This is a genomic window from Micromonospora sp. NPDC049836 (genome assembly GCF_044465125.1).
Lineage (GTDB): Bacteria > Actinomycetota > Actinomycetes > Mycobacteriales > Micromonosporaceae > Micromonospora.
Map to the genome: position 1 here is coordinate 875976 of NZ_JBITLH010000002.1, position 23215 is coordinate 899190.

Consider the following 23215-nt stretch of genomic DNA (forward strand, 5'->3'; position numbering starts at 1 on the left):
GCGCTGCGCGTCGGGCCGTGCCGCTGACCACCGCGCATGAGCGTCCACGCTCAGACCCGTCGACCCCACCACGGCGACGACACCATCCCCCGTGCCGGCACCATCCCCGTACCGACACCAATCGTCACCACTGATCCGGGTGCGCCGCCGCACAGCCGCGAGATCGTCGGCGACAGGAGAGGAACAGCATGCCGCAATGGCGGGTACGCAACGTGATGACCACGGACGTGATCACCGTCCCCGACGACGCGTCGGTCGCGGAGATCGTCGCCGTGCTCACCGACCGGCAGATCACCGCCGTGCCGATCGTCGACAGCTTCGATGTGGTCCTCGGCGTGGTCTCCTGGACTGACCTGCGCGACAAGATCGACATTGTGGCGCAGGAGGACCGGTCGCATGCCGGATGGTGGCGCCGATGGGCGCCGGCGCAGGTGCAGTGGCCGGAGGGCACCGCCGTGGAGGTGATGAGCGGCCCGCCGCTGACCATCGGAGCCGACGCGTCGCTGGCGGCGGCCGCCCGGATGATGTACCGCCGCGAGGTCGGCCGGCTGCTGATCGTCGACGGCGACAACCGGCTACGAGGCATCGTCACCCGGTCGGACCTGTTGAAGGTCCATGCCCGGCTCGACGCCGTCATCCGTGACGAGGTGATCCACCGGGTTCTGCACCGCACGCTGGCGATCCAGCCCGGAGATGTCCAGGCCACCGTCGACGACGGTGTCGTCACCCTCACCGGGCGTGCCGCACGCAAGACGACCGCCGTCGCCGCCGTACAGCTAACCGAGGCGGTCCCGGGCGTCACCGGCGTCGTCGACCAGCTCACCTTTGACATCGACGACACCGTCGCGGCCGCTCCCGCCCGCCAAGCGGCCGAAGGTGACCCGCTGCTCGGCTGGTGGATCGGGCGCTCTCCCGCCTGGCCGGCCGACGAGGCACCCAGGGACCGGATCGGCAACGACGAGCAGGCAATGACCCGATCGGCGGCGCTGCAATGATCAGACCGCCGGCGGGCTCGGCCCCTGCGCCGACGCCATCGCGTCCGGAGGGCGGACGCCATCACACGATCGTCGACCTGCGCGACCCGGCGCCGGACGGGCGCGGGCATCCGCCGGACGTCGACGACGACCTCAGTGGCTTCGCCGGCGACATCGTCGACGAATGGGGCCGGCAATCGTTCCCGGCCAGCGACCCGCCGGCCAACTGGTGACACCGACACCGGCACAGACGCCGACTGTGAGGATCGCGCAGCCGGCGGGACGGTGCACACGGGTCCAGCCCCGAGGCGCCGGTCGATAACGGCCGACAGCAACGGATGCCGGCATCGCATCGGGAACACGATCGGCCCAGCGGCGTGCCTCACGATTTCGGATGAGAGGTCAGGATGGACATCCTCAACGCGCATGACCTGATCCGGCTGGCCGACCAGCGCGGCGGCACACGGATCTCCGTCTTCCTACCGACCCACCACGGCGGGCCGCAAACCGAACGCGACCGTATCCGGCTGAAGAATCAGCTCCGGCACGCGCAGCATGCGTTACGCGCCGACGGCATGCCCGTCGGGCAGATCGACGCGATGCTTGAGCCGGGACATCGACTCCTCGACCGGGTGGGCCTGTGGGATCAGCCCAGCGACGGTCTGGCGGTGTTCCTCGGGCCGGACGGTCCCTGCCACCTGCGAGTTCCGTTGCGGTTGCCCGAGCTGGTGACCGTCGGGGACAGGTTCGTGGTGCGGCCGCTGCTGCCGCTGTTGAGCACCGGCGGCCATTTCTACGTTCTGGCACTGAGCCAGGACGAGATCCGGCTGTTCCACGGCACCCAGGCCGGCCTTGAGCAGGTCGAGCTCGACGGGCTCCCGCTGGCAGTGTGGCTGACCATGCCGCGCCGGCGCCCGCAGGTGCACGCCTTCCTCGCCGACCGCGGCGGCACCGGTGGCCGAGCAGTGTTCCACGGCGGTGACGGCTACGACGCCAAGCCCCTGATCTTGCAACACTTCCGGCGGGTCGACCATGCCCTGCGCGACCTGCTCGCCGGCGGTCAAGTCCCCGTGGTCCTCGCCGGTGTCCGCTACCTGCAGGCCATCTACCACCAGGCCAACACTCATCCTCAGCTGGTGCCCGCCGGCATCGACGGCAGCCCACGGGACACAAGCCTCGATCAACTCCACCGCCGGGCGTGGGCGCTCGTCGAACCCCTGCTGCGCGGCCACGAGACCGCCGCCGCCACCGGATACCGCACGTTGCAGGGCACCGGACGCACCAGCAACGCACCGGACGAGATCTTCGCGGCCGCGCGACAGGGACGGGTCGAGACATTGTTCCTGCGCACCGACACCCCCGAATGGCGCACCCGCGCCGACCGCGAGCCGCTGGTGCTGCTCACCGACACACCCACCCCGAGCGATCAACTCGACCTCGCCGCCGTGGCGACCCTGCGCCACGCCGGCACCGTCTACGCCGTGCCCACCGCACGCATGCCCGACGCCAAACCGCTAGCCGCGACGCTGCGCTACTGAACCCGCGGCCGAACCACGAGGCGAGGCCTACGTCCCTACTTGACAGGAGCGAACCCGTGAACGAGGCGATGTATCACCCGACCACGCCCGGGATCGCCGCACAGCGAAAGGAACTTGCACCAGAGATTTACGACGCGTTCGAGGCGTTCAGCCATGCTGTGTTCGCAGATCGTGCGCTGCCCGAGAAAACCAAGCAACTCATCGCCGTAGCTGTCGCCCACACCACCCAATGCCCCTACTGCATCCAAGGACATACCCGTCTGGCTTCACGCAAGGGCGCCAGTCCGCAGGAGATCATGGAGGCGATCTGGGTGGCGGCCGAGATACGCGCAGGCGGCGCGTATGCGCACTCCACCCTGGCACTGCACGCACTCGCTCATCAACACTCGTGATTCCGCGAGCTCGACTGTAGCCCCGCCGACGTGCGGACCTGCCGGGACCATCTGACCGTCCTCCGCGGATGCGAGGTGTGCCACCTCGATCATCGCGGCCGGCTCACCGGCCATCGGGTGGCCGCCGGTGCACGGCTCCGCTCACCCGGCGTCTTGGGGTACGACGCGTCGTAGAGAAAGCGGCGACCCGCCACAGCATTGCCGAACGTCGGCAAGTAACAGCCATGCTGTCAGCCGACGCACGACCGTCCGTTGGTGGGAAACCGGACGCACACTGAAGAAGCGACCGATCAGACGGCGCTATGAGGAACCGAGGCGGCGGTGTATGTGAACGCGGTGTTCGCGGAGTTGGGCTTCGACCCTGATCTCGCCCGCGACGGTGACAGCCTGCAGATAAGCCTGTGTGCCTGCCCGTGTCGCGCCGTCGCCGCCAGACACCCGGACGTGGTGTGCTCAGCGGATCTGGGCCTGCTGTGGCGGGCTCTGGCCGACGTCGGTGCCCCACCTGCGGCGGCCCACCGGCAGCCGTTCGTCCAGCCGCACCTGCGCCACGCCCAGATTATCCCCGCGGCAGCGCCAGTCCAGGTGCGGCAGGTCCTGCCGTCACCAGTCGTCGGGGAGCAGTCATGACTGCCCGCCTCACTGCCGTGGTGCTGATCGCTGTCCCGTTCGTCTGGCTGGGCATGGTCCTGGCGATCTCGTTGCTGGAGACGCCGTTGAAGTTCCGGGCGCCCGGTATCACCGTGCCGCTCGGACTCGGGATCGGCCGGCTGGTCTTCCGTGCGCTCAACGCCGCGGAACTCGCTCTCGCCGCCACACTCACGCTGGCGGTGCTTACGAGCACGGCCGGCAGATCTACCATCGAAGGCGTCCCGACGGCAGTGCTGATCGCCCTCTGGGCGCTGTTGGTGGTCCAGGTAGCGGTGGTGCGTCCCCGCCTGAACCGTCGGGCCCAGCAACTCATCCAAGGCAATGACCCACCACGATCGCATCTGCACCTCGCCTACATCGCCGCCGAGTGCGCCAAAGTCCTGCTCCTGCCCATGCTTGGGATCCTGCTCGCGCTACGACTCATGCCATGAGTTCGCCAGCCGACGCCGAGCACACCGACCGGAGCCCGCGCGCTCCGGCGACCAGCAGCCACGTCCTGCTCAGACCGACCGACGAGCCCGTCACCTCGGCACAACCGACACCACCGCTCCTGTTCGGCATGTGCGATGCGCTACCGGCGACGGCCTGTGGGCGGCCGCCGACCAGATGGCCCGCGGCTTCCTGCTCGGCGCCACCGCCGGCCGGACCACCTTCGACGGCGAGGGCCTGCAACACGAAGACGGGGCATTCGCTGCTGCTGGCCGCCACCAACTCGGCCTGCGTCGCCTACGACGCCGCCTTCGCGTTCGAACTCGGCCACATCACCCGCGACGGACTGCGCCGCATGTACGGCGAGACCCGCGACGGGGAGGACCCCAACGTCTTCTACTACCACCTCACCCACCCCGGCCGGCCGGCCACGCAGAATCCCCTACGTCACCCGTCGGCTCGCCGCGGCGCCCGGGACCGGTCACCGCCGTGTCCGACTGGATGCGAGCCGTCCCCGACCAGGTTGCACCGTTCGTCCCCGGCGGATGGTCCTCCCTGGGCACCGACAGCTTCGGACAGTCTGACACCCGCGGGGCGCTGCGCCGCCACTTCCACGTCGACGCGCCCTCGATCGTGCTGCGGGTACTCACCCAACTCGCCGACTGCGGGGAAATCGACGAGTACGCGCTGAGTAAGGCGATCGAGCTGTACCGGCTGAACGAGATCGACGCGGCCACGCCCGGCAGCACCGAAGGGTCCGCCGAGTGGGGAAGAGCCCGGCCCAGCGGTGACTCGCCCGATGTCTCACCGCGTCGACAAGCAGCTCGATGGGGGCGTACGCCCAACGTGTGCATGCAGCGTCGCTGCGATGGAGCGGAATCATCCGCTGCGGCGCGACGCCGCTCAGCCAGCAGCGGCCGTCGGCGACGGCGGTCAGGGGTTCCGCAGGTGTGCCAGCGCCATGCCGACCGGGATGCTGACAGCCAGCACGAGCAGCAGCGCCTGATAGACATGGCCGACCAACGCCGACATCCCACCGGCGGCCGAGCTGGTAGCCGAACGCGCACCAGATCGTGCGGCGCGGAAGGCGATCGCCAACGCGATGACCAGCAGCGCCGAGCCGAAATCGACCGCCAAGGGTGCACCGGCCAGGGTCCCACCGATCACCAGGGCGTTGCCCACGTTCCAGCAGCCGATCTGTGCCCAGCTGCCGCGCAACTGCATCACCTCGGGCCGCCGCACCCGCGCCTGGCCCATGGCGCACTGGGTCACGCCACCGACCAGCACCAGATAGGCCGCGAGCCAACTGCCGTGCGCCAGGCCGAGTGGTCCGGTGACCGCGGCGACCAGGCCACCGAGCACCACCGAACAGACGCCGATCGCGGTCAGTACGGTTGCCGGGTTCGGCGGTGAACCGCGCGACGGGGTGGACGGCGACGTCGCGCTCGACCCCTGCGCCGACCGTTTGCTTGGCCCTGCCGGGTGGTCGGCCGGGGCGGTCATTGCCGGCGGTCGGTGACGACGCTCAGCAAGACCGCGGAGTCGTCGATCGCGGCCAGGTCATGACGGGCCGGCGGGATGATCAGATAGTCACCTGTGACGGCTTCCCAGGAGTCGTCGCCGGCGCTCAGTCGCACCCGCCCGGCCAGGACCTGCAGCGTCGCCTCATCGGGGCTTTCGTGCTCGCCGAGCGCCTGGCCCGCCGCCAGGGCGAGCACCGTCTGGCGCAGCGCATGTGTTTGCCCGCCGTGGATCGTGCGGGCGCTACGCCCGGCCGACGAGGCATGAGCTGCGGCGACCTGCTCCTCGGCCAGGGCGGTCAACGACAGGGCATCCATCAGGATCCTCCGACAGCGCTCAGGTGCGCCACGCACCGGTCTGGTTGAACAAAGGGGTCGAGGCGATCGACCGTGATGGGCGAGGCCCACGACTGCATCGCGCCCTGCATCAGGCCCAGGTGTACCGGGCACACCACGTCGGTCCGACTGACGGCGAGCTCGAAGAACGGGCAGTGCCGCAGGTTGATCTGTGGCCGGTCGCCAGCGGCGGGTCGCTCGGGTGCGAAGCCCAGCTCGTCGAGTAACCGCATCAGCCGTTCGACGGAGTCGGCGGGCTCGGGCGCTTCCTTCGTTGCGGTGGGGTGGATGACGGTAGCCGCCTGGTGACGTCCCCAGAGGCGTCCGGCCGCCAAGACCCGTCTGCTCGGATCGGGATCGGTGGCGATCACCTCGGCGAGTACTTCGGCGAGCACCCGGAAATGCCGGGGACCCGTCGGATCCATGCGCCGTATCGCTTGGAACAGTTGCGGTGGACGTCCCGGGCTGCGGGAGTCAGTGGTTGTGCGCTCGACCCGACCGTCACTGACCAGGCTCTGGAGATGAAACCGTGCGGTGTTGACGTGGATCCCGAGCCGTTCGGCGATCTCGGCGATAGCCATCGGGCTGCCCGCGTCCCGCAACAGCCGCAACACCTCTGCGCGGCGGCCTACCGCGTGCTGGCCCGGCTCCGGCAGCGTCATGGCATTCCCTCCACCTCGGTCCGGCGCGGCGGACCAGCCGCCATCATCGTGATTGCCGGGCGAGCCGTGCCCGCGACCCCGTCGGATCGCGATGCACCGGCACGACCGGGAGCTGCGAGCCAGGACACCTTCCCAGGCATCCAGGGCAGCAGGTGGCTCGCGAGTCGTTCTGGAACGCGATCACCTCCGCCGAGGAACCGGCCCGCAGGGCGCGCGGTGCGTGTCGACCACGGCTGGAGGATCGCGCACATCATGACCTAGAGTTTACACAACACCTGGTTGTAGAAACTATGGAGCAGGAGAGCCGCGATGTCGTCGCAGACCGCAAGTGACCCTGGTGTGCAGGAACTGGATGTGCGCGGGATGCGCAAGCCGGACAAGCACCCCACAATCTTCGCAACCTACGCGGCCTTGCCCGTCGGCGGATCGTTCGTGCTGGTCAATGACCACGATCCGCAGCATCTGCACGAAGAGTTCGAGACCGATCACGCTGGCAGCTACCGCTGGGAGTACCTCAACCGCGAGATGCGCGACTGGCGTATCCAGATCACCAAGCTCGCGGGCACCCCACAGCCACGCGTGCTGATCGACACCACCACGATCACCGGTGACACGACTGCCGCCGACGTCACTGGAGCGGTGTGGAAGCTGCAGGCCCGTGAGCGGGACCTCGACGCCAACGTCATCGCCCTGCCGCCCGGGCAGAGCATCGACGCCCACACCGGACCGGACCTCGACGTCCTCATCCACGTCCTGGCCGGCAGCGGCCGGCTGGCCACCGAACTCGGCACCGTCGAGCTCACGCCCGGTATCCTGCTGTGGCTGCCGCGCCGCTCGCGCCGGCAATTCACCGCCGGCGTTGAAGGCCTGCGCTATCTGACGGTGCACCAGCGCCGGCAGGCCCTGCTACTGGACACCAGCAGGGCCCGAACGCCCCGATAGACACCACCGAGGATCCCGTCGCCGCTCGCGACGACGGTCGGTGCGCTGACATCGTCCACAGCGCAGTCTCGTCGAGGCGACCCAGCCGAGCATTGCCGCGGCAAACGACGCCCCGGAACGCTCAGGTTGCCGACCGTCGGCAAAGGTGACCGTGCCGTCTGCCCGGCCGCAGACCTATCCGCGTGGGTGTTCGGCGGGCAGCATCGTTGTTACGACGTCGATTCCGACGCCGACACCGTCTCGATCGGCCGATGCGCGGCGAGGGAGCCGATTCACATGCACGTGTCGATGGTCTTCCCGGCGCCCGGGGATCGGGATGTCTCCTGCGGTGTTGATCCCTGATGGAGCAGGTCAACGCGACTCGTAGTGAGTTGCTCGCCCACCGTGCGCGGATCAGGCTTGCGGTTCAGGGCGGCGAGTTGCTGAAGGAACGGCGCGGTGCACTGATCAAGGAGTTCGATCGTCTCGGCGTTTCGGTGCTGGAATCGATCGAGCTTCTAGACCGCGAGATCGCGGGCGCCGGACAGCTGCTGGGAATCGCGGTCGCCGCCGATGGCCGCGAACCCTTGGATTCGGCGACGCTGGCGGCCGAGGGCGGCATCGGAGTGACTCTGCACACGCGAAGTGTTGCCGGGGTACCCATCGTCGAGATCGAGAAGGGCCAGGTCGAGCGGGCCCGCACTGGCAGGGGTTACAGCCTGGTGGCGACGAGCGCGCGGATCGACGCGGTGGCCGAGAGATTCGAGTTGGTCCTCACGAGGCTGCTGGATGTCGCGGCGCTCGAACTGTCGGTGCGGCGCCTGGCCGACGAGATCGCCCGTACGACGCGGCGAATGAACGCCTTGGAGCATGTCGTGGTGCCCAGGCTCAAGGCGGAACGGGCACGTATCTCCCTGGTGCTGGAGGAACGAGAACTCGAGGACCGCGTTCGGTTGCGGCGGGTGCGTACTCGCCGCGGCACGGAGGGGACGCCATCATGAGCAGCACTAACGGACTGCCGTATCTCGGCGCGTTGGATGCCGTCAAGCGGATCGAGAACGCTCTCACGGAACGTGATGCCGCGCGGAAGGCGTCGAACTCCGAACTGGACGCCGCTCACACGGAGGCCGAACGCCTGCTGTCCGCCGCGCGTACTGCCGGCACGCGAGCCGGGGAGCAACGACGCGCCGCGCTGCTGGCCGAGGCCGACGCCGACGCCGACGCGATCCGGGCGACCGGTGCGGCCGAGGCACAGGAGATCGGCCGGCGAGCGTCCACGGAAGGCGACGCGTTGGCAGCTGAGTTCACGGCGATCCTGCTCGTCGAGGAGCCCTGATCGCATGCTCGTTCCGATGACGAAGGTGCGAATCCTCGGCCCCCGATCGTCAGCCGACGCCGTGCTCGGCGAACTGCACCAGCTCGGGCTCGTGGAGCTCACGAATGCGCGTACCGCGCATTCGCTGAGCGGGCTGGCCGGCGCGGAGATCCGTTCGGCCCGCAGCGAGGAACTCGCCGCTGCCCGAGCTCAGGCCGAAAAGCTGCTCGCCGAGCTGCCGGACGTGGCGCGCCCGGGGGGTACGGTCGAGCCGCTGCAGCGACCGCTGGACCTGTCCGAGCTGCGGGCAAGGCTCGACAGCCTCACCGGTCACGTCGGGCAGGTCCGCCGCCGGCTGGATGCGCTACGAGACGAACACCTCGTGCTCCCGACGTATCTCCAGCCGCTGCGACTGTTGCTCGCCCTGGTACCCGTCCTTGCCAAGCTAGACGTCCGGAGACTGCGTCAGCTCGGACTGGCCACGGTGGTTGTCGTCCTCAACACCGACGACGAACGGCTCGTCGACGCCCTCCGCGCCGCGTTGGAGGACGAGCTCGGCACTCGTTTCGAACTCGCCTCGACGCGGGTCGAGCAAGGGGCGATGGGGTGCCTCGTCGTGTTCCCGGTGGACTCGGCCGACGTGGTGCAGTCGATCCTCGGCGGCTCGGCGATTCGCAACGTCTCCTTGCCGCAACGATTCGAAGGTCTGGCCCTGAACGCGACGGTCGAGGCGATGCAACGCCGCCTCGACGAGGTCCCAGGTGAGCTGGACGACGCGCAGGCCGAGCGACAGGCGCTGATGCTTGGCCACGCCGAGTGGCTGGTGGCCGCCCACGCGGCCATCGTCGCCGAGTCCGAACTGCTGAGCGCGGCCGAGGAGCTGGGCGCGACCCAGCGTACGTTCCTCGCCGAATGCTGGGTGCCCCGCGCACAGGTGGATCAGTTGCGGGCTGAGCTCGAGCGCCGGCTTGGCCCGGCGGTGCTCGTGGAGGACATCCGGACCTCAGCGTACGACCCGCAGGCTCCGGTGCTCATGCGCAACAGGAGACTGTCTCGCCCCTTCGAATCACTGGTGCGGTTCCTGGAGTTGCCACGCGCGGGCTCGGTCGATCCGACTCTGCTCATGGCGATCGTCCTGCCGTTGATGTTCGGCGCGATGGTCGGTGACGTCGGGTACGGCGCACTGCTGCTCGTCCTCGCGGTCTACGCCGGCCGAAGGCTGGCCCCGCGCACCGCGGCCACGCCCGAGATCGCCAGCCTGGTCCGGGTGCTGCTTCTCGGCGCGGCGTGGTCGATCGTCTTCGGTGTCCTTTACGGCGAGGTGTTCGGCGACCTGGGCACGCGGATCTTCGGCGACTGGGCGTTGTGGAAGGAGCGACCGTCTGCCGTCGCGCTGCAGCCGCTGCTGCTGTTCGCCGTGGCGATCGGGACGGCTCACGTCACGCTCGGGCTCGCGATCGGCGCGTGGCAGGCGATGCGTTTCCGCGAATACCGCGTGATGCTCGACCGACTGGGAGCCATTGCCGCCCTGGCGGGCTTGTCCGTGCTGGCCGCATGGATGGCGGGCAGCCTGCCGGCGGGTGCGGTCACCCCAGCGGTCGTCTTGACCGCGGTCGGGCTGGTCCTGGTCATGTCGCTGCATGGAGCGCTCGGTATCACCACCGGGGCGCTGGACCTGCTGGGCCGGATCGGCAACATTCTGTCGTACCTGCGGATCGCGGCGGTCGGCCTGGCCTCGGCCCACCTGGCGAACGTCGCCAACGAACTGGGCTCGATCGGACCGATCTGGATCGGTATTTTCGTCGCCCTGTTCTTCCACGCTCTCAACCTGGCTCTGGCCGCGTTCAGCCCGATGATCCAGTCGCTGCGTCTGCAGTACGTGGAGTTCTTCGGTGCGTTCTTCGTCGGCGGCGGCCGCCCCTTCACTCCGTTCGGGCAGCACCGGACACGGGGCCTTCCATCCACCACCTAAATCCACCGTCTGAAGGAGTAGCAATGGAAACCGGCCTGATCGCCATCGGAGCAGGACTCGCCATCGGACTGTCCGCGCTTGCCACGGGCTACGCCCAAGCGCGCATCGGCGCGGCCGCGATGGGACTAATCGCGGAGAAGCCGGAACTGGCCGGCCGGGCGATTCTGCTCGTGGCGATCCCGGAGACGCTGGTCATCCTCGGGTTCGCCGTCGCCGCAATGATCATCGTGCTGCTCTAGGCCCGGCATGGCACTCGACGACCTGCTTCGCGCCATCGAAGCGGAAGCCGACGAACAACGCCTTCTCGCCGACCGGGCGACGGCCGCGTCGGCCGCCGCCATCGTCGAGGCGGCCGGCCTGCAGGCGGCGGCCCTGCAGGCGCAGCTCGCCGCGGCGCCGGAGGCGGAGTCGCTGGCCGCGGCGGAAACAGTACGGGCCGCGGCCCGGCTGCAGGCCGCCGCCGCCGTCCGCGCCGCCCGCGAACAGGCGTACAGATCGCTACTCGACCGGATCCGCGAGAAACTTTCCGGACTGCGCGGATCCGCCGCCTATCCGGCGGTGTTCAGAGCACTTCTCGACGAAAGCCGCGCGGCGCTGCCGGACGCACGCGAGCTGCGCGTGGACCCGCACGACGCCGACCTCGCGACGTCCATGGCCGGTGAGCTGCGCGTGGTCGCCGTCCTCGACGCCTGGGGAGGATTGGAACTGGCCGGTGACGACGGCCGGACCATCCGGAACACCCTCGAGGAGCGCCTTGCCAACGCGGACCTCGAACTGCGTGGACGGTTCGGCCGGCGGCTGGACGCGAGCTTACCGACAGAACCGGCGGACGTCTGATGTTAGGGACCCGCCGCGCCGATTTCGACTACGGCAACACCCGGCTGCACGCCCGCAAGGGTGAGTTGCTCGACAACGCCGCCTACCAGAACCTACTTGGAACGGACATCGACGGTCTGTTCAACGCGCTCGCGGACACGCCGTACGCGCCGCGCGGCGAGGCGGCCGGGCCAGCCGGCGGACTCCAGCGCCTGCACCTGGCGATCCGGTCGCGGCTGGCCGCCTCGCTGGAGGAGATGCGCTGCTTCTACTCCGGGCCCGCCCGGAATCTGGTCGATGCCCTGCTCTCCCGCTTCGACATCCAGAACGTCATCTCGGTGCTGCGCGCGGGGGCACGCCCGCAGATACCGGTCGACGACGCACCGGACGCGTTCGTGCCGGTCGGCTGGCTCGTCGAACCGCTGGTCAGCGAGATTCTGCGCCCGCGGGAACTCGCCGGCGTCGTCGACCTGCTCGCTCGGCGGACGCCCGATCGTGAACAGGCCGATGTGCTGCGTACCGGGTTGGGCGAGTACGAACGCACCGGGGATCTGGCCGCGCTGGAGCGGCACGTCGCCGTCGACCACGCGGCACGTCTGGCCGGCCGGCTCGCCTCGGCGGGAAGGGACGCCGCGACCCTGCTCCGGTTCGCGCAGCGTGAGATCGACGAGCACAACCTGGTCGACGCCCTGCGGCTGCGCGACGCGATCGCGTCCGGCGCTCAGGGCACCGTACCCGCGGCGGACATCGCGCTCGCCGGCGGCACGATCCCGCCCGCAGCCCTGGCATCGGTCGTGGCCGCCGCTACGCCTGCAGAGATCGTCGCGACCGTTGCCCGGCTCGCCCGCGGGACATGGCGTGCCACGCTCGAACGATGGGCGGCAGCCGGCGACCTGCACGCGCTGCAACGCACGTTCGAGCGCGCCGCCATAGCCGACGCGACCGCGCTGTTCGTCACCGGAGATCCACTCGGGATCGACATTCCGCTCGCCTTCACCACTGCCATCGAGGTCGAAGCCCGCAACCTGCGCCTGCTCGGGGAGGCGGCCGTGCGCGGCATCGCGCCCGAACTCGTGCGCGCCGAGCTGATCTGGCCGCAGGAGCCGAGATGAGCCGCCTGCTCGTTCTGACAACACGAGACCTCGCGGTCGGCTACCGCCTGGCCGGGGCGAACACCGTCGAGGTCGCGTCGGCGGCGCAGACCGCGGCCGTCCTCGAGGGACTGCTGGCCGTCGAGGACGGTGTCATCGCGGTACACGCTCCGTACTTCCACGCGCTGCCCACCCGACTGCGGCGGCGCGTCGACTCGCTGCGCATCCCGCTGGTCGTGTCGCTACCGACGGGCACGGCGAGCGAACCCGTGACAGACCGAAGTCAGCGGCTGCTGGAGCTGCTGAGGCAGGCAATCGGCTACGAGATCACGTTCGGCGACGAAGGGACCGCACGATGACGGCCACACCGTCACTCGACAGGCAACGCGGCGTTGACCGTGCCGCCCCGACCGGCGAGATCTGGCGCATCGCCGGGCCGGTCGTGGTCGCGCGCGGTCTTGACCGGGTCCGGCTTTACAACGTGGTGCGGGTCGGCCGGGCCGCTCTGGTCGGCGAGGTCATCCGGCTCAGCGGCGACCTGGCCACGATCCAGGTCTATGAGAACACCAGCGGACTGCGTGTCGGTGAGCCCGTACTCGACACCGGCCGACCGTTGGAGGCCGAACTCGGACCCGGCCTGCTCGGTCGTATCTTCGACGGCACCCAACGTCCGTTGGAGGCGCTCGCCCGGTTGGGCGACGACCCCTTCGGCCGTCCGCTGCTGCCGCGCGGAGCGTCCGTGCCATCGCTCGACCGTGAACGGACTTGGACGTTCGAGCCGCGGGTCGCCCCAGGTGACCGGGTGATCGCCGGGGACATCCTCGGCGTCGTCGCCGAGACAAGGGCCCTGCAGCATCGCATTCTCGTCCCGCCGGGCATGCACGGCGTGGTGACGAAGGTCAGCTCCGGTTCGCGGAAACTCCAGGAGCCGGTCGCCTGGATCGACGATGTCCCAGTGACCATGCTGAGCCGGTGGCCGGTCCGTGACCCACGGCCGGTCGCCGCACGGCTGGCCGCCTCGACGCCGCTGATCACCGGTCAGCGGTCGATCGACGTTCTCTTCCCCATCGCCCGCGGAGGCGCCGCAACCATTCCCGGCGGGTTCGGCACCGGAAAGACCGTGCTGCAGCAGTCACTGGCGAAATGGTCGCACGCCGACGTCGTCGTGTACGTCGGTTGCGGCGAGCGCGGCAACGAACTCGCCGAGGTGCTGCAGGAGTTCCCCCAGCTGATCGATCCGCGCACGGGGGCGTCGCTGATGGAACGAACTATCCTGATCGCGAACACGTCAAACATGCCGGTCGCCGCGCGGGAGGCCTCGATCTACACCGGCGTCACGATCGCCGAGTACTTCCGCGATCAGGGCTACCACGTCGCCCTGATGGCCGATTCGACGAGCCGCTGGGGCGAAGCGTTGCGCGAGGTCTCCAGCCGGCTGGAAGAGATGCCCGCCGAGGAGGGCTATCCGGCGTACCTGTCATCGCGGCTGGCGGAGTTCTACGAACGAGGCGCCGCCGTCCGGTGCGCCGGCTCCGATCGGCGGGAGGGCTCGGTGACGATCATCGGCGCGGTGTCTCCCGCCGGTGGCGACTTCTCCGAACCGATCACCCAGCACTCGCTGCGCCTGGCCGGCACGTTCTGGGCGCTCGAGACGTCCCTGGCCCGAACCCGGCACTTCCCGGCCATCGACTGGAACCGCAGTTACACGCTGTACGACCTCACCGGCTGGTTCGACCGCGAGGTGGGCGCCGACTGGGAAGAACACCGCGCCTGGGCACGGCAGCTGCTGCAACGCGAAGCCCAACTCCTCGAAGTGGTGCAACTCGTCGGAGCCGACACCCTCGCGGCGCCCGAACGGGTCCTGCTGCGAACCGGACGGCTGCTTCGCGAGGACTTCCTGCAACAGTCGGCGTTCGACGAACAGGACGCCTACTGCGACCCGCCCAAGCAGATCGCGATGCTCCGCGCGATCCGGGCCGCGGACACGGCGATGAGGGCCGCGGTGGATCGCAGCCTGCCCGCCGAAACGGCCGCTGCCGCACCGTCGGTGACAGCGCTCGCCCAGATGCGGTTCTGGCCGGCCGACGAGGCTGGACAGCACGCCAGAGCCCTGATCGACCTCCTGCACAGCGAACTGGAGAACCTGGGATGACCCAGCAGCTGTACACCACCGAGCACCGCACCGTGACCTACGTCTCCGGGCCGCTGCTGGTGGCCGAACGCGCCCAGCAGGTCGCCTACGACGAACTCGTCGACATCGTGACTCCCACCGGCGAACAGCGACGCGGTCAGGTCCTCGAGATCGAAGGCGACCGGATGGTCGTCCAAGTCCTCGGCGGCACCCGAGGCCTCGACGTCACCTCGACGACCGTGCTCGTCCGGGCCCGGTCCGCGCAGCTGCCCGTGGGGCGTGACCTCATCGGCCGGGTCCTCGACGGCATGGGACGACCCATCGACGGCGGACCACCGGTCGTGCCCACCGCCTTGCGCGACCTCAACGGGCACCCCGTCAACCCGGTCGCCCGCGCATACCCAGCCGAGTTCATCGAGACCGGCATCTCCGCGATCGACGGGCTGCACACCCTGGTACGCGGGCAGAAACTACCGGTCTTCTCCGGCTACGGCCTGCCCGGCCTCGACCTGGCGACCCGGATCGCACACACCGCCCGCGTACCCGGCTCCGAGGACGGGTTCGTCGTGGTCTTCGCCGCCATCGGCGTGACCGATCGGGAGGCAGCCTTCGTCCGGACACGCTTCACCGAAGGCGCAGCCCTCGAACGGTCCGTGGTCTTCGTGAACCGGGCGGACGAGCCCGCGGCGGAACGGCTCATCTGTCCCCGGGCTGCATTGACCGCCGCCGAGTACCTCGCCTTCGAACTCGATCTGCACGTGCTCGTCGTCCTCGTGGACATGACCAACTACTGCGAGGCACTTCGCGAAGCCGCCGCCGCCCGCGACGAGGTCCCCGGCAGACGCGGCTACCCGGGCTACATGTACTCCGACCTCGCGTCGCTGTTCGAACGCGCCGGCCGGATCCACGGCTGCCGTGGCACGGTGACCCAACTCCCGGTTCTCTCGATGCCCGACGACGACGTCACCCATCCGATCCCCGACATCACCGGCTACATCACCGAAGGTCAGATCGTGTTGTCCCGAGAACTCGACCGACGCGGGATCTCACCGCCCATCGACGTCCTGCCCTCTCTGAGCCGCCTCATGAACGCCGGAATCGGCGCCGGACGCACCCGCGAAGACCACCGCGGCGTCGCCGACCAGCTCTCCACCTTCCTGGGCCGAGGCCAGGAACTTCGCCGCCTCATCGCGATCGTCGGAGAACAAGCACTCACCGACGACGACCGGCGCATCCTGACCTTCGTCGACGACTTCGAACGCCGCTTCGTCGGACAGCGTGACCGGCGACGCTCGATCGAAGAAACCCTCAACCTCGCCTGGGACCTGCTCGCACCGTTCCCCGCCACCGAACTGCGGCGGATCAAACCCGAACTGGTCGAACAACACCACCAGTCGTCGCGATGACCGATGCCCTGGTCGGACGGCGCCGCGATTCAACGACGACCGGCGTCTCGGATGGCAAGGGCGACGGGGCTCAGTGCGGCGTGGGTCAGCGTCTGCGGGTAGTTGCCGAGGTGGGCGCCGGTCGCGGGGTCCATCTCTTCGGCGTAGAGGCCGAGCGGGCTTGCGTGTTCGAGCAGCGTCTGGAACAGCTGGAACGCTTCGGGCCGGCGCCCGGTGCGGGCCAGGGCCTGGACGAGCCAGAACGAGCAGGGCAGGAACGCGCCTTCGGTGCCGGGCAGTCCGTCGCGTCCCGGTGGATAGCGGTACAGCAGCGGTCCGCCGGCGGACAACTCGTCGCGGATGGCGTCGATCGTGCCGCGTACCCGGGCAGACTGCGGGTCGTCGATGCCCAGTAGTGGCAGGACGAGCAGCGCCGCGTCGAGGTCGGTGGAGTCGTAGGCGCGTACGTAGGTGTCCCTGGCCGGGTCGAAGCCGCGGGTCCGGACCTCGGCGGCGATGGCGTCTCGGGCTTGTTGCCACCGCCGGCGTTGCCCGGCGGCGAGCGGGTGGGTGTCGGCGATGCGCAGGGCGCGGTCCAGGGCGAGCCAGCCCATCAGCTTCGAGTGCACGTGGTGCACGGCGTCGCCGCGGATCTCCCAGATGCCGGCGTCGGTTTCCGGCCAGCGACGGGCCACCAGGTCCGCGAACCCGCGCACCGCCCGCCACGTCTCGCCGTACAGACGGTGCCCGGCCTGCACCAGCACCCAGGCGGCGTCGACCAGCCAACCGTAGCCGTCGAGTTGGTGCTGGTCGGCGGCGCCGTTGCCGGTGCGCACCGGCATGCTGCCGGCGTAGCCGGACCAGCCGGGAAGTTCCCGCTCGCCGGGTACGTGCCGGCCGTGCAGGGTGAACAGGGCGGGCAGCCGGGGCCGCTGCAGCCGGCTGGCGGGCAGCAGCCAGGCGAGGAAGCCGCGGGCTTCGTCGAGTGTGCCGGCGCCGAGGAACGCGGCGACGCCGATGCTGGCGTCGCGGGGCCAGACGTAGCGGTAGTCCCAGTTCCGCACGCCGCCGGGCTCCTCGGGCAGCGACGTGGTCGGCGCGGCGACCGGTGCCCCGGACGGCGAGTAGGTCAGCAGCTGCAGGGTCAGCAGGCTGCGCACGACAGGCTCGCGGAACGGCAGCGTCGGGTCGATTGCGGCGGTCCAGGCCCGCCAGCGGGACTCGTCGCCGGCGAGCAGGTCCCAGGCTACGGCCGGGTCCACGTGGATCAGCGGTTCGCGGTGGGCTACGGACAGCACGAGGTGAGTGGGTGGCCCGGTTCGACGGTGACGGTCGTGGTCTGGCCGGGTGCGACGGTGAGCTCGGGTGCACAGGTCAGGGACACCGCGAGCGGTCCCCAGGTGCAGACGACGGCCGTACGGTCGTGGCGGACCTCGGGTGGGCGATGTTTCGCGCCGAGGCGCGGGTCGAACTCGATGACCGCGTCGACCGGTCCGGTCGCGGCCGACAAGCGTCGCACCAGCAGGATCGCGGGCAGCAGCCGGCCGGCGACCTCGGCCACCATCGCCTCGGTGAGGGTGAGCCGGCCACCGTCGGTGTGCCAGGTGGTCTGCAGGGTGGTCGTGTGCTGCCGGTAGCGCCGTTCGACGAGCGTGGCGGGTCCGGCCGGGCCGGCCCGGAACGTTCCCGCGAGTGGGCCGCCGACGAGGCGGCCGAACAGTGACTCGCCGTCGAAGCGGGGCACGCACATCCAGTCGATCGCGCCGTCGTCGGAAACCAGCGCCGCGGTGCGGGTGTCGCCGAGCAGCCCGTAGCCGGCAATCGGCGCGGGCGTCCGGGAGCGCCCGTCGTACGGACTGTCAGTCATCGGGGGCCGGCGCATGTCAGCGCGCCTGCAGCAGGAACCCGAGGACGACGCCGTAGGCCAGGTGGGCGACGACCGCGACGGCGGGGGGTTTGGACGCCGTAGTTGAGGGCGAACAGGCCAGGCGGCTCCAGCACGGCCGTGCTGGCCGGGCCGGCCCGGTGCGAGGCCATCCGCGGATGGACGCCCGGCAGCAGCGGTAGCAGCACGGTGAGGGCGACCGCGACGTGCAGTGCGCCGAGCGAACCCCCGAGCCACCAGGTGGCCTCCAGCAGGGCGAAGGTGGTGGCGTAGCCGAGGGCGAAGACCTGGCCGGCGGCGAGGTGGAGGAAGAATCCCGCGACCCGGGCCCGGTCCGGGTCGGTGGTGACGAGCGTGCCCAGCACCAGGGGCAGGTCGAGGCGGGTCAGCCCGGCCATCTGGGCGGCGATCAGCACCGCGGTCAGCACCGTGGTGGCGACCAGCCCGAACAGCGCCCATCCGGCCCAGTCCACGTCAGCGGCGGCTGAGCTGTTCGGCCTTCGCCTCGAGCGCGGCGAGCACCTGCTGGTGCGAGGCGTGGAAGCCGGCGACACCCTGCTCCTCCAGCGCCGATCCGACGTCACCCATGTCGACGCCGACCGTGGCGAGCCGGCGCATCACCTCAGCGGCGTCATCCGTTTCGGTGTCGATGGTGCGGGCCAGGGTGCCGTGGTCGGCGAACGCGGCAATGGTGACCTCGGGCAGGGTGTTGACCGTGTCCGGGCCGATGAGGTGGTCGACGTAGCGGGTGTCGGGGTAGGCCGCATTCTTGGTCGAGGTGGAGGCCCACAGCGGCCGTTGCGGATGCGCCCCCAGTGCGGCCAGGCGCTGCCACCGCTCGCCGGTGAAGCGTTCCCGGAACAGCCGGTAGGCGAGCTTGGCCTGGGCGATCGCCGCCTGCCCGCGCAACGCCAACGCCGCGGGGGTGCCGACCGCGTCGAGGCGCCGGTCGACCTCGGTGTCGACGCGGCTGACGAAGAACGAGGCGACGCTGTGCACAGGCGCCAGGTCGCCGCCGTGCTCGGCGACGGCTTCAAGCCCGGACAGGTACGCCTCGATGATCTGCTCGTAGCGGGCGAGGGAGAAGATCAGCGTGATGTTGATGCTGCGACCTTCCGCGATCATGGTCTGGATCGCGGGGACGCCCTCCGCGGTCGCTGGGATCTTCACGAACAGGTTGGGCGCGGCGATCCGCTTGTGCAGCGCGCGGGCGGCCACCAGGGTGGCCTGGGTGTCGTGGGCCAGGGCGGCGGCGACCTCGATGGAGACGAACCCGTCGGTGCCGCCGCTGGCGTCGAAGGTCGGGCGCAGCACGGCCAGCGCGGCGGTGATGTCGTCGACGACCAGCTGCCAATACGCGTCCTCGAGCGGCCGGCCGGCGGCGGTCAGCGCCGCGAACTGCTCGTCGTAGTCGGTCGAGCCGAGGATGGCCTTGGTGAAGATGGTAGGGTTGGCGGTCACCCCGCGGATCCCGTCGGCGACCATCCGCGTCAGGGTGCCGTCGCGCAGGTAGCCGCGGGTGAGGTTGTCGAGCCACGGACTCTGGCCGCACTCGGTGTAGAGACGCTCCAGGATGGTCATCGGTTCGCCTTTCAGCTCGGACGGGATCGTGGATGGCGTCGGTCGAGGGACTCCGCGCGCTACCGGCGGGACACGGACGGGTCCGCCGCCCGGCGGCTGGCAGGCGGGCCGAGGAAGAGGTGGCGGTGTCGGTGCCCGAACGGCACTACGACCTGATCGGCGGGCTGCTCGCCGCGGTCGTGACCGAGTCGATCGACACCGGCGGCGACGTGCGTGAGGTGCTGCACCGCACCGCCTACGACGCCGGCAAGGCCATCGGGACGGCGACCGGTAACCTGCTCGCGGCGCTGGAGGATGCGGGGTACGAACCACGGCGACAGGATCCTGACAGCGGCGCGGTCGTCCTGGGCAACTGGCCGTTCCACCGCCTCGCCCGCCAGTACACTGCGCTGGTGTGTGGGGTGAACCTGCAGCTGCTGCGCGGCGTCGCCGACGGTGCCGGTGACTCTTCCTGTCACGCGGAGTTCGACCCCGGCCCCGGCCGCTGCTGCGTACGGCTGCGCCCGGCAGCACCGTGACGTAGCAGCTGACGGCAATCGGGAGCAAGCCAATCGGTGGCGGCACGGGGCGGAGCCGTTCCGCCGTGTCCCCTGACCCCGCTGAACGCGTTCATGGGCAACGTGCCGACTCTGCTGCGCAGAGGTTGACATCACGGTCGTGGTCACCGGCGGGTTCTCGGGCGCCGCCGGCTGCTGGGTGCAGGCGTCGCCGCGCCGGCCGATCATCGGGTCGCCGGGTGACGAGCCGCGGACATGGCAGCGAGTCCGGCGCCGCTGAGCGCGGCGGTCCATGGTGCGACCGCAGACCGCACCGGGATCCGCAGGTTCGCGGCGATCCTCACCATCAGGCTGGGAGTCATGGCGCCGTCGCCCACCACCATGAGGCCGCGGGTCAACGCGGCGGGGACCAGGACCTCATCGGCCGGGTCCTGGCGCAGCTCGTCGATCATCCGAATGGTGGCGTGGGCGAGGACTTCGGTGGGTGCACCGCGTTTGAGGTCGCGGGTGCCGATGTCCGTGCGACGCGCCGCCAGGACTCTGCCGTCCCGCAGCGCCGCTACCTCGATGATTTCGGCGCCGATGTCGGCGATGACGAGGCTGCCCGCGGCGGCGCCGGCGCCGATGGCTGCCGCGCGCACGGTGTCGATGAACAGCACCCGCGACGGGGCGAACACCGCCGCGGCGACCTGGCGCAGCGCGTCCTGCTCCGTCGCGGTGGCCAGCACGGGTCGGCAGACGACCACGACCGGGCCGGCCGGGATCGGGTCGCGGTACTGGCGGATCAGCCCTGCCAGCATATCGATGCAGCCGGACCTGTCGGCGACGCGTCCCCGGCGTACCGGTGCGTGGGAGGTGCCGACGGTGTCGCCGCTCGGGCAGCTCAGGCCGCCGCGGCCGGCCACCCACACATGGTTTCGGCCGCTGCCGAGGCTGACGGCTATCGCGGTGGGCGAGGTCTCGGCGCCCGCCCGGGTATCGGCGGGCGCCGCGCCCGCCGGGCCGCTTGAGGGTTGCTGGCCGGAGACCACCGCGGTGGATACGAACATGCCGACCTCATTCCTACGGACGCTCGGATAGGACGGTCTCGCCGCGCCCGGCGGGGTGCGCAAGACCAGGGGTCTGTTACACCTGGCAGGTGGCACACCTGCGAGCGGTGGGTGAAGCCTGCAGACGATCAGCGGTGATGCCGCGGCCGCACCGTTGGCACCTGAAGTAGGTGTCGTCGGTCATGCAACTGAGCGCGGCTTGGATGTGCTCGACGGCATATCGCGCCGCGGCGAGCCGAGTCTGCGCCAACTCCTGCGACAGGGCGTCATCTGGTGGCTCGGTCGACGGCGCGGCCACGCACCGCCGGAACGCCTGGTGCAGCTGATGGATCGTCAGGTCCCAGGTGAGGGCAACGACATCGCGGCGCCGGTCGGCGAACACCCGTGGCGTCGGGTCCGACCGTCCGCGGCGCAGCGGCGTGCCCGCTCGGCCCGACTGAGCGAAGCTGGCATCGACGGTGGGGCTGGAGGTCACCGCTCTCGTCGTCATGATGTGTCTCCTCACCTGCGGAACCGCTGTGTGTCAAGCGTGCGGGACTGGTCGGGTAAGCGCAGGAGCCGTCACGGGCAGAACAACCGGCGGTAACCCTTCCGGTGCCCGGCAAGCTGAGAAGCCGGCTGCGACCGGCGCGGTGCGGACGACCGTCCGGCGCCGTGTGAGGCCGCTAAGACAGCAGCACGCCGACAACCAGGATTAGGCTGGTCGGCCACCTGGGGTGTCCCGATGCGGCGTGCGATCAGTGGGAGCCGACGCCGGCCATGACCAGGAACTCCTCGCGGGCGCGGGCGTCGTCGCGCAGACGTCCGAGGAACGTGGAGGTGACGCTGCGCGCGTCGGCGGCCTGTACGCCCCGCATGGTCATGCACAGGTGTTCGGCTTCGATGGCGACCCCGACGGCACCGGGCCGCAGGTGGGTGTTGAGCCAGACGGCGATCTGTCGGGTGAGGCGCTTCTGCAGCCGGGGCCGTGGGCGAACAGTTGCACCACCCTGGCGAGTTTCAACCGGCCGACGATGCGGTCGCCGGGCAGGTAGCCGACGTGGGCGACGCCGACGAACGGCAGCAGATGGTGTTCGCACACCGCCCGGATCGGGATGTCGCGGGCGACGACGAGTTCGTCGTATCCCTCGTCGTTGACGAACGTGGTGAAGGCGAACTCGCGTGGACTGAGCAGTTCGGCGTAGGCGCGCGCCATCCGCGCGGGTGTCTCGGCAAGCCCCCGGATGCCAGGTCGACACCGAGGGCGGTGAGAAACGTGGCGGCGGCGAGTTCCGCGGCGACCAGATCCTGGTCCGGTCGCCGTTGACCGACGAGCAACGTAGTGGTGGTGATGGTGCTCCCTTCACCCGCCGCCGTGCGCCATCGCGACTGTCACTGACCGAACTGGCATGGGCTCGTGCGCGGCGCGGCCGGCGGATGCGGCTGGTCGAGCGGCGCCCGGCATTCACCATGCAGACCCGCCCTGACGCCAGACTCTTGTTTACGTCGTCCGCGGGCGCGGACATCGATCCGGTCTGTGGGCGGGGCCGCCGGGCTAGGGTTGTGGTGGCCGCCGATTGTCGGTCCAGCGGGTCTGGTCGGTGATCCAGGCAGCCGCGCTCACGCCGGCTACACTCACCGCGATCAGCGCGACTCCCAGGCTGGCCATCAGCACCGCCAAGCCCATGATCAGCGCGGCTGCGATCAGCCAGGCGCGTGCGGTCATGCCGCACCACTTGTGCGGGCGGCTCTGCATGACATGGCCGAATCGATCGGCGAAGTCGGGGTCTTCTGACCGCAGTCCGTGTTCGATCTCCGTCAACCTGCGCTGTTCTGCGTCGCTGAGCATGCCTGCTCCTTTCCGACTGGCGACCGTCCGCAACGACCTACTGTGAAGCCCGCCTCGTGGCGTTTCCGTTTGAGGCGACCGGTGCAGGCGGCGGACGAGAGTCGCCGCCCGCCGGTCCGTCGTTTGTGCACTGACAGCATCCGGCTTGACCTGATCCCATCGACAGGGCCGACAACAGCAAACTACGAAAGTCGGACCTGCCGAAGCACGGCAACCGCCAGTCATAGCTCATACCGGCCGGT

General features: G+C 70.0%; 26 protein-coding genes and 2 pseudogenes. 17 read left to right on the top strand and 11 right to left on the bottom strand.

Annotation, left to right across the window (positions count from 1 at the left end; all coding sequences use genetic code 11):
- The first annotated feature begins 188 nt into the window (after nucleotides 1-188).
- The 6 genes and pseudogenes from ACIBPB_RS07735 to ACIBPB_RS07760 all read left to right on the top strand — a co-directional run.
- Nucleotides 189-995, top strand: coding sequence for a CBS domain-containing protein (locus ACIBPB_RS07735; RefSeq protein WP_396838781.1), 807 nt, complete (start codon nucleotides 189-191; stop codon nucleotides 993-995).
- The gene (locus tag ACIBPB_RS07740) at nucleotides 992-1207 is read left to right on the top strand and encodes a hypothetical protein (protein WP_396838782.1); all 216 of its coding nucleotides are present in this window, start codon (nucleotides 992-994) and stop codon (nucleotides 1205-1207) included. Before ACIBPB_RS07735 ends, ACIBPB_RS07740 begins: the two co-directional genes overlap by 4 nt.
- Nucleotides 1208-1381: 174 nt before the next feature.
- The gene (locus tag ACIBPB_RS07745) at nucleotides 1382-2512 is read left to right on the top strand and encodes a hypothetical protein (protein ID WP_396838783.1); all 1131 of its coding nucleotides are present in this window, start codon (nucleotides 1382-1384) and stop codon (nucleotides 2510-2512) included.
- Nucleotides 2513-2568: 56 nt separating this feature from the next.
- A complete protein-coding gene (locus ACIBPB_RS07750) occupies nucleotides 2569-2904 on the top strand; it encodes a carboxymuconolactone decarboxylase family protein (RefSeq protein WP_396838784.1) in 336 nt (111 codons plus the stop codon).
- A 626-nt stretch (nucleotides 2905-3530) separates the two neighbouring features.
- Nucleotides 3531-3986 carry a hypothetical protein gene (locus tag ACIBPB_RS07755; RefSeq protein ID WP_396838785.1) on the top strand — a complete coding sequence of 152 codons (456 nt, stop codon included), beginning with the start codon at nucleotides 3531-3533 and terminating at the stop codon, nucleotides 3984-3986.
- Nucleotides 3987-4128: 142 nt separating this feature from the next.
- Nucleotides 4129-4746: pseudogene (locus ACIBPB_RS07760) on the top strand (pyruvate dehydrogenase (acetyl-transferring), homodimeric type); the annotation flags it as partial.
- 171 nt (nucleotides 4747-4917) lie between these two features.
- Here ACIBPB_RS07760 and ACIBPB_RS07765 read toward each other — a convergent pair.
- The 3 genes from ACIBPB_RS07765 to ACIBPB_RS07775 are packed head-to-tail and all read right to left on the bottom strand — an operon-like array spanning nucleotide 4918 to nucleotide 6502.
- Nucleotides 4918-5487, bottom strand: a complete 570-nt coding sequence (locus ACIBPB_RS07765) for a hypothetical protein (RefSeq protein ID WP_396838842.1) — start codon at nucleotides 5485-5487, stop codon at nucleotides 4918-4920.
- The gene (locus tag ACIBPB_RS07770; RefSeq protein WP_396838786.1) at nucleotides 5484-5822 is read right to left on the bottom strand and encodes a cupin domain-containing protein; all 339 of its coding nucleotides are present in this window, start codon (nucleotides 5820-5822) and stop codon (nucleotides 5484-5486) included. The genes ACIBPB_RS07765 and ACIBPB_RS07770 overlap by 4 nt, the downstream gene beginning before the upstream one ends.
- Nucleotides 5822-6502 carry a helix-turn-helix transcriptional regulator gene (locus ACIBPB_RS07775; RefSeq protein ID WP_396838787.1) on the bottom strand — a complete coding sequence of 227 codons (681 nt, stop codon included), beginning with the start codon at nucleotides 6500-6502 and terminating at the stop codon, nucleotides 5822-5824. Before ACIBPB_RS07775 ends, ACIBPB_RS07770 begins: the two co-directional genes overlap by 1 nt.
- Nucleotides 6503-6811: 309 nt before the next feature.
- Here ACIBPB_RS07775 and ACIBPB_RS07780 point away from each other — a divergent pair, with 309 nt between their 5' ends.
- The 10 genes from ACIBPB_RS07780 (at nucleotide 6812) to ACIBPB_RS07825 (ending at nucleotide 16154) form a co-directional block, all read left to right on the top strand.
- A complete protein-coding gene (locus ACIBPB_RS07780) occupies nucleotides 6812-7444 on the top strand; it encodes a DUF2249 domain-containing protein (RefSeq protein WP_396838788.1) in 633 nt (210 codons plus the stop codon).
- A 341-nt stretch (nucleotides 7445-7785) separates the two neighbouring features.
- The gene (locus ACIBPB_RS07785; protein ID WP_396838789.1) at nucleotides 7786-8424 is read left to right on the top strand and encodes a V-type ATP synthase subunit D; all 639 of its coding nucleotides are present in this window, start codon (nucleotides 7786-7788) and stop codon (nucleotides 8422-8424) included.
- Nucleotides 8421-8759, top strand: coding sequence for a hypothetical protein (locus ACIBPB_RS07790; protein ID WP_396838790.1), 339 nt, complete (start codon nucleotides 8421-8423; stop codon nucleotides 8757-8759). Before ACIBPB_RS07785 ends, ACIBPB_RS07790 begins: the two co-directional genes overlap by 4 nt.
- A gap of 16 nt (nucleotides 8760-8775) precedes the next feature.
- Nucleotides 8776-10710, top strand: a complete 1935-nt coding sequence (locus tag ACIBPB_RS07795) for a V-type ATP synthase subunit I (protein WP_396838791.1) — start codon at nucleotides 8776-8778, stop codon at nucleotides 10708-10710.
- Nucleotides 10711-10733: 23 nt separating this feature from the next.
- On the top strand, nucleotides 10734-10949 hold the full coding sequence (locus ACIBPB_RS07800) for a hypothetical protein (RefSeq protein WP_396838792.1): 216 nt from the start codon (nucleotides 10734-10736) through the stop codon (nucleotides 10947-10949).
- Between the two features lie 7 nt (nucleotides 10950-10956).
- Nucleotides 10957-11547, top strand: a complete 591-nt coding sequence (locus tag ACIBPB_RS07805) for a hypothetical protein (RefSeq protein WP_396838793.1) — start codon at nucleotides 10957-10959, stop codon at nucleotides 11545-11547.
- Nucleotides 11547-12638 (top strand): V-type ATPase subunit, encoded by a 1092-nt coding sequence (locus ACIBPB_RS07810; protein WP_396838794.1) that lies wholly within the window; start codon nucleotides 11547-11549, stop codon nucleotides 12636-12638. The genes ACIBPB_RS07805 and ACIBPB_RS07810 overlap by 1 nt, the downstream gene beginning before the upstream one ends.
- Entirely contained in the window at nucleotides 12635-12976 is a 342-nt protein-coding gene (locus ACIBPB_RS07815) for a V-type ATP synthase subunit F (protein WP_396838795.1), read from the top strand. The genes ACIBPB_RS07810 and ACIBPB_RS07815 overlap by 4 nt, the downstream gene beginning before the upstream one ends.
- Entirely contained in the window at nucleotides 12973-14769 is a 1797-nt protein-coding gene (locus tag ACIBPB_RS07820) for a V-type ATP synthase subunit A (RefSeq protein ID WP_396838796.1), read from the top strand. Before ACIBPB_RS07815 ends, ACIBPB_RS07820 begins: the two co-directional genes overlap by 4 nt.
- Nucleotides 14766-16154, top strand: a complete 1389-nt coding sequence (locus tag ACIBPB_RS07825) for a V-type ATP synthase subunit B (RefSeq protein ID WP_396838797.1) — start codon at nucleotides 14766-14768, stop codon at nucleotides 16152-16154. Before ACIBPB_RS07820 ends, ACIBPB_RS07825 begins: the two co-directional genes overlap by 4 nt.
- A 29-nt stretch (nucleotides 16155-16183) precedes the next feature.
- Here ACIBPB_RS07825 and ACIBPB_RS07830 read toward each other — a convergent pair whose 3' ends face one another.
- From ACIBPB_RS07830 to tal, 4 genes are read right to left on the bottom strand one after another with little or no spacing between them, the layout of a single operon-like run.
- Entirely contained in the window at nucleotides 16184-17431 is a 1248-nt protein-coding gene (locus ACIBPB_RS07830) for a glycoside hydrolase family 15 protein (RefSeq protein ID WP_396838798.1), read from the bottom strand.
- A complete protein-coding gene (locus ACIBPB_RS07835; RefSeq protein ID WP_396838799.1) occupies nucleotides 17419-18000 on the bottom strand; it encodes a trehalase-like domain-containing protein in 582 nt (193 codons plus the stop codon). Before ACIBPB_RS07835 ends, ACIBPB_RS07830 begins: the two co-directional genes overlap by 13 nt.
- Nucleotides 17997-18491 (bottom strand): hypothetical protein, encoded by a 495-nt coding sequence (locus ACIBPB_RS07840; protein ID WP_396838801.1) that lies wholly within the window; start codon nucleotides 18489-18491, stop codon nucleotides 17997-17999. Before ACIBPB_RS07840 ends, ACIBPB_RS07835 begins: the two co-directional genes overlap by 4 nt.
- A gap of 1 nt (nucleotide 18492) precedes the next feature.
- Nucleotides 18493-19599, bottom strand: coding sequence for a transaldolase (gene tal / locus ACIBPB_RS07845; protein WP_396838802.1), 1107 nt, complete (start codon nucleotides 19597-19599; stop codon nucleotides 18493-18495).
- A gap of 131 nt (nucleotides 19600-19730) precedes the next feature.
- On the opposite strand from tal, the gene ACIBPB_RS07850 reads away from it, so the two are divergent.
- Entirely contained in the window at nucleotides 19731-20117 is a 387-nt protein-coding gene (locus ACIBPB_RS07850) for a hypothetical protein (RefSeq protein ID WP_396838803.1), read from the top strand.
- Between the two features lie 203 nt (nucleotides 20118-20320).
- On the opposite strand, the gene ACIBPB_RS07855 is transcribed toward ACIBPB_RS07850, so the two are convergent.
- From ACIBPB_RS07855 to ACIBPB_RS07870, 4 genes and pseudogenes are all read right to left on the bottom strand, one after another.
- Nucleotides 20321-21127, bottom strand: a complete 807-nt coding sequence (locus ACIBPB_RS07855; protein ID WP_396838804.1) for a rod shape-determining protein — start codon at nucleotides 21125-21127, stop codon at nucleotides 20321-20323.
- A gap of 94 nt (nucleotides 21128-21221) precedes the next feature.
- The gene (locus tag ACIBPB_RS07860) at nucleotides 21222-21635 is read right to left on the bottom strand and encodes a TraR/DksA family transcriptional regulator (protein ID WP_396838805.1); all 414 of its coding nucleotides are present in this window, start codon (nucleotides 21633-21635) and stop codon (nucleotides 21222-21224) included.
- Nucleotides 21636-21882: 247 nt separating this feature from the next.
- A pseudogene (folE, locus tag ACIBPB_RS07865) lies at nucleotides 21883-22340 on the bottom strand (GTP cyclohydrolase I).
- Nucleotides 22341-22679: 339 nt separating this feature from the next.
- The gene (locus ACIBPB_RS07870) at nucleotides 22680-22973 is read right to left on the bottom strand and encodes a DUF3040 domain-containing protein (protein ID WP_396838806.1); all 294 of its coding nucleotides are present in this window, start codon (nucleotides 22971-22973) and stop codon (nucleotides 22680-22682) included.
- Nucleotides 22974-23215: the final 242 nt, after the last annotated feature.

Excerpts from the sequence above, each read along its gene's own strand:
- ACIBPB_RS07735 (WP_396838781.1), top strand. The coding sequence starts at position 189 with ATGCCGCAATGGCGGGTACGCAACGTGATGACCACGGACGTGATCACC.
- ACIBPB_RS07740 (WP_396838782.1), top strand. The coding sequence starts at position 992 with ATGATCAGACCGCCGGCGGGCTCGGCCCCTGCGCCGACGCCATCGCGT.
- ACIBPB_RS07745 (WP_396838783.1), top strand. The coding sequence starts at position 1,382 with ATGGACATCCTCAACGCGCATGACCTGATCCGGCTGGCCGACCAGCGC.
- ACIBPB_RS07755 (WP_396838785.1), top strand. The coding sequence starts at position 3,531 with ATGACTGCCCGCCTCACTGCCGTGGTGCTGATCGCTGTCCCGTTCGTC.
- ACIBPB_RS07765 (WP_396838842.1), bottom strand. The coding sequence starts at position 5,487 with ATGACCGCCCCGGCCGACCACCCGGCAGGGCCAAGCAAACGGTCGGCG.
- ACIBPB_RS07770 (WP_396838786.1), bottom strand. The coding sequence starts at position 5,822 with ATGGATGCCCTGTCGTTGACCGCCCTGGCCGAGGAGCAGGTCGCCGCA.
- ACIBPB_RS07775 (WP_396838787.1), bottom strand. The coding sequence starts at position 6,502 with ATGACGCTGCCGGAGCCGGGCCAGCACGCGGTAGGCCGCCGCGCAGAG.
- ACIBPB_RS07780 (WP_396838788.1), top strand. The coding sequence starts at position 6,812 with ATGTCGTCGCAGACCGCAAGTGACCCTGGTGTGCAGGAACTGGATGTG.
- ACIBPB_RS07785 (WP_396838789.1), top strand. The coding sequence starts at position 7,786 with ATGGAGCAGGTCAACGCGACTCGTAGTGAGTTGCTCGCCCACCGTGCG.
- ACIBPB_RS07790 (WP_396838790.1), top strand. The coding sequence starts at position 8,421 with ATGAGCAGCACTAACGGACTGCCGTATCTCGGCGCGTTGGATGCCGTC.
- ACIBPB_RS07795 (WP_396838791.1), top strand. The coding sequence starts at position 8,776 with ATGACGAAGGTGCGAATCCTCGGCCCCCGATCGTCAGCCGACGCCGTG.
- ACIBPB_RS07800 (WP_396838792.1), top strand. The coding sequence starts at position 10,734 with ATGGAAACCGGCCTGATCGCCATCGGAGCAGGACTCGCCATCGGACTG.
- ACIBPB_RS07805 (WP_396838793.1), top strand. The coding sequence starts at position 10,957 with ATGGCACTCGACGACCTGCTTCGCGCCATCGAAGCGGAAGCCGACGAA.
- ACIBPB_RS07810 (WP_396838794.1), top strand. The coding sequence starts at position 11,547 with ATGTTAGGGACCCGCCGCGCCGATTTCGACTACGGCAACACCCGGCTG.
- ACIBPB_RS07815 (WP_396838795.1), top strand. The coding sequence starts at position 12,635 with ATGAGCCGCCTGCTCGTTCTGACAACACGAGACCTCGCGGTCGGCTAC.
- ACIBPB_RS07820 (WP_396838796.1), top strand. The coding sequence starts at position 12,973 with ATGACGGCCACACCGTCACTCGACAGGCAACGCGGCGTTGACCGTGCC.
- ACIBPB_RS07825 (WP_396838797.1), top strand. The coding sequence starts at position 14,766 with ATGACCCAGCAGCTGTACACCACCGAGCACCGCACCGTGACCTACGTC.
- ACIBPB_RS07835 (WP_396838799.1), bottom strand. The coding sequence starts at position 18,000 with ATGACTGACAGTCCGTACGACGGGCGCTCCCGGACGCCCGCGCCGATT.
- tal (WP_396838802.1), bottom strand. The coding sequence starts at position 19,599 with ATGACCATCCTGGAGCGTCTCTACACCGAGTGCGGCCAGAGTCCGTGG.
- ACIBPB_RS07860 (WP_396838805.1), bottom strand. The coding sequence starts at position 21,635 with ATGACGACGAGAGCGGTGACCTCCAGCCCCACCGTCGATGCCAGCTTC.
- ACIBPB_RS07870 (WP_396838806.1), bottom strand. The coding sequence starts at position 22,973 with ATGCTCAGCGACGCAGAACAGCGCAGGTTGACGGAGATCGAACACGGA.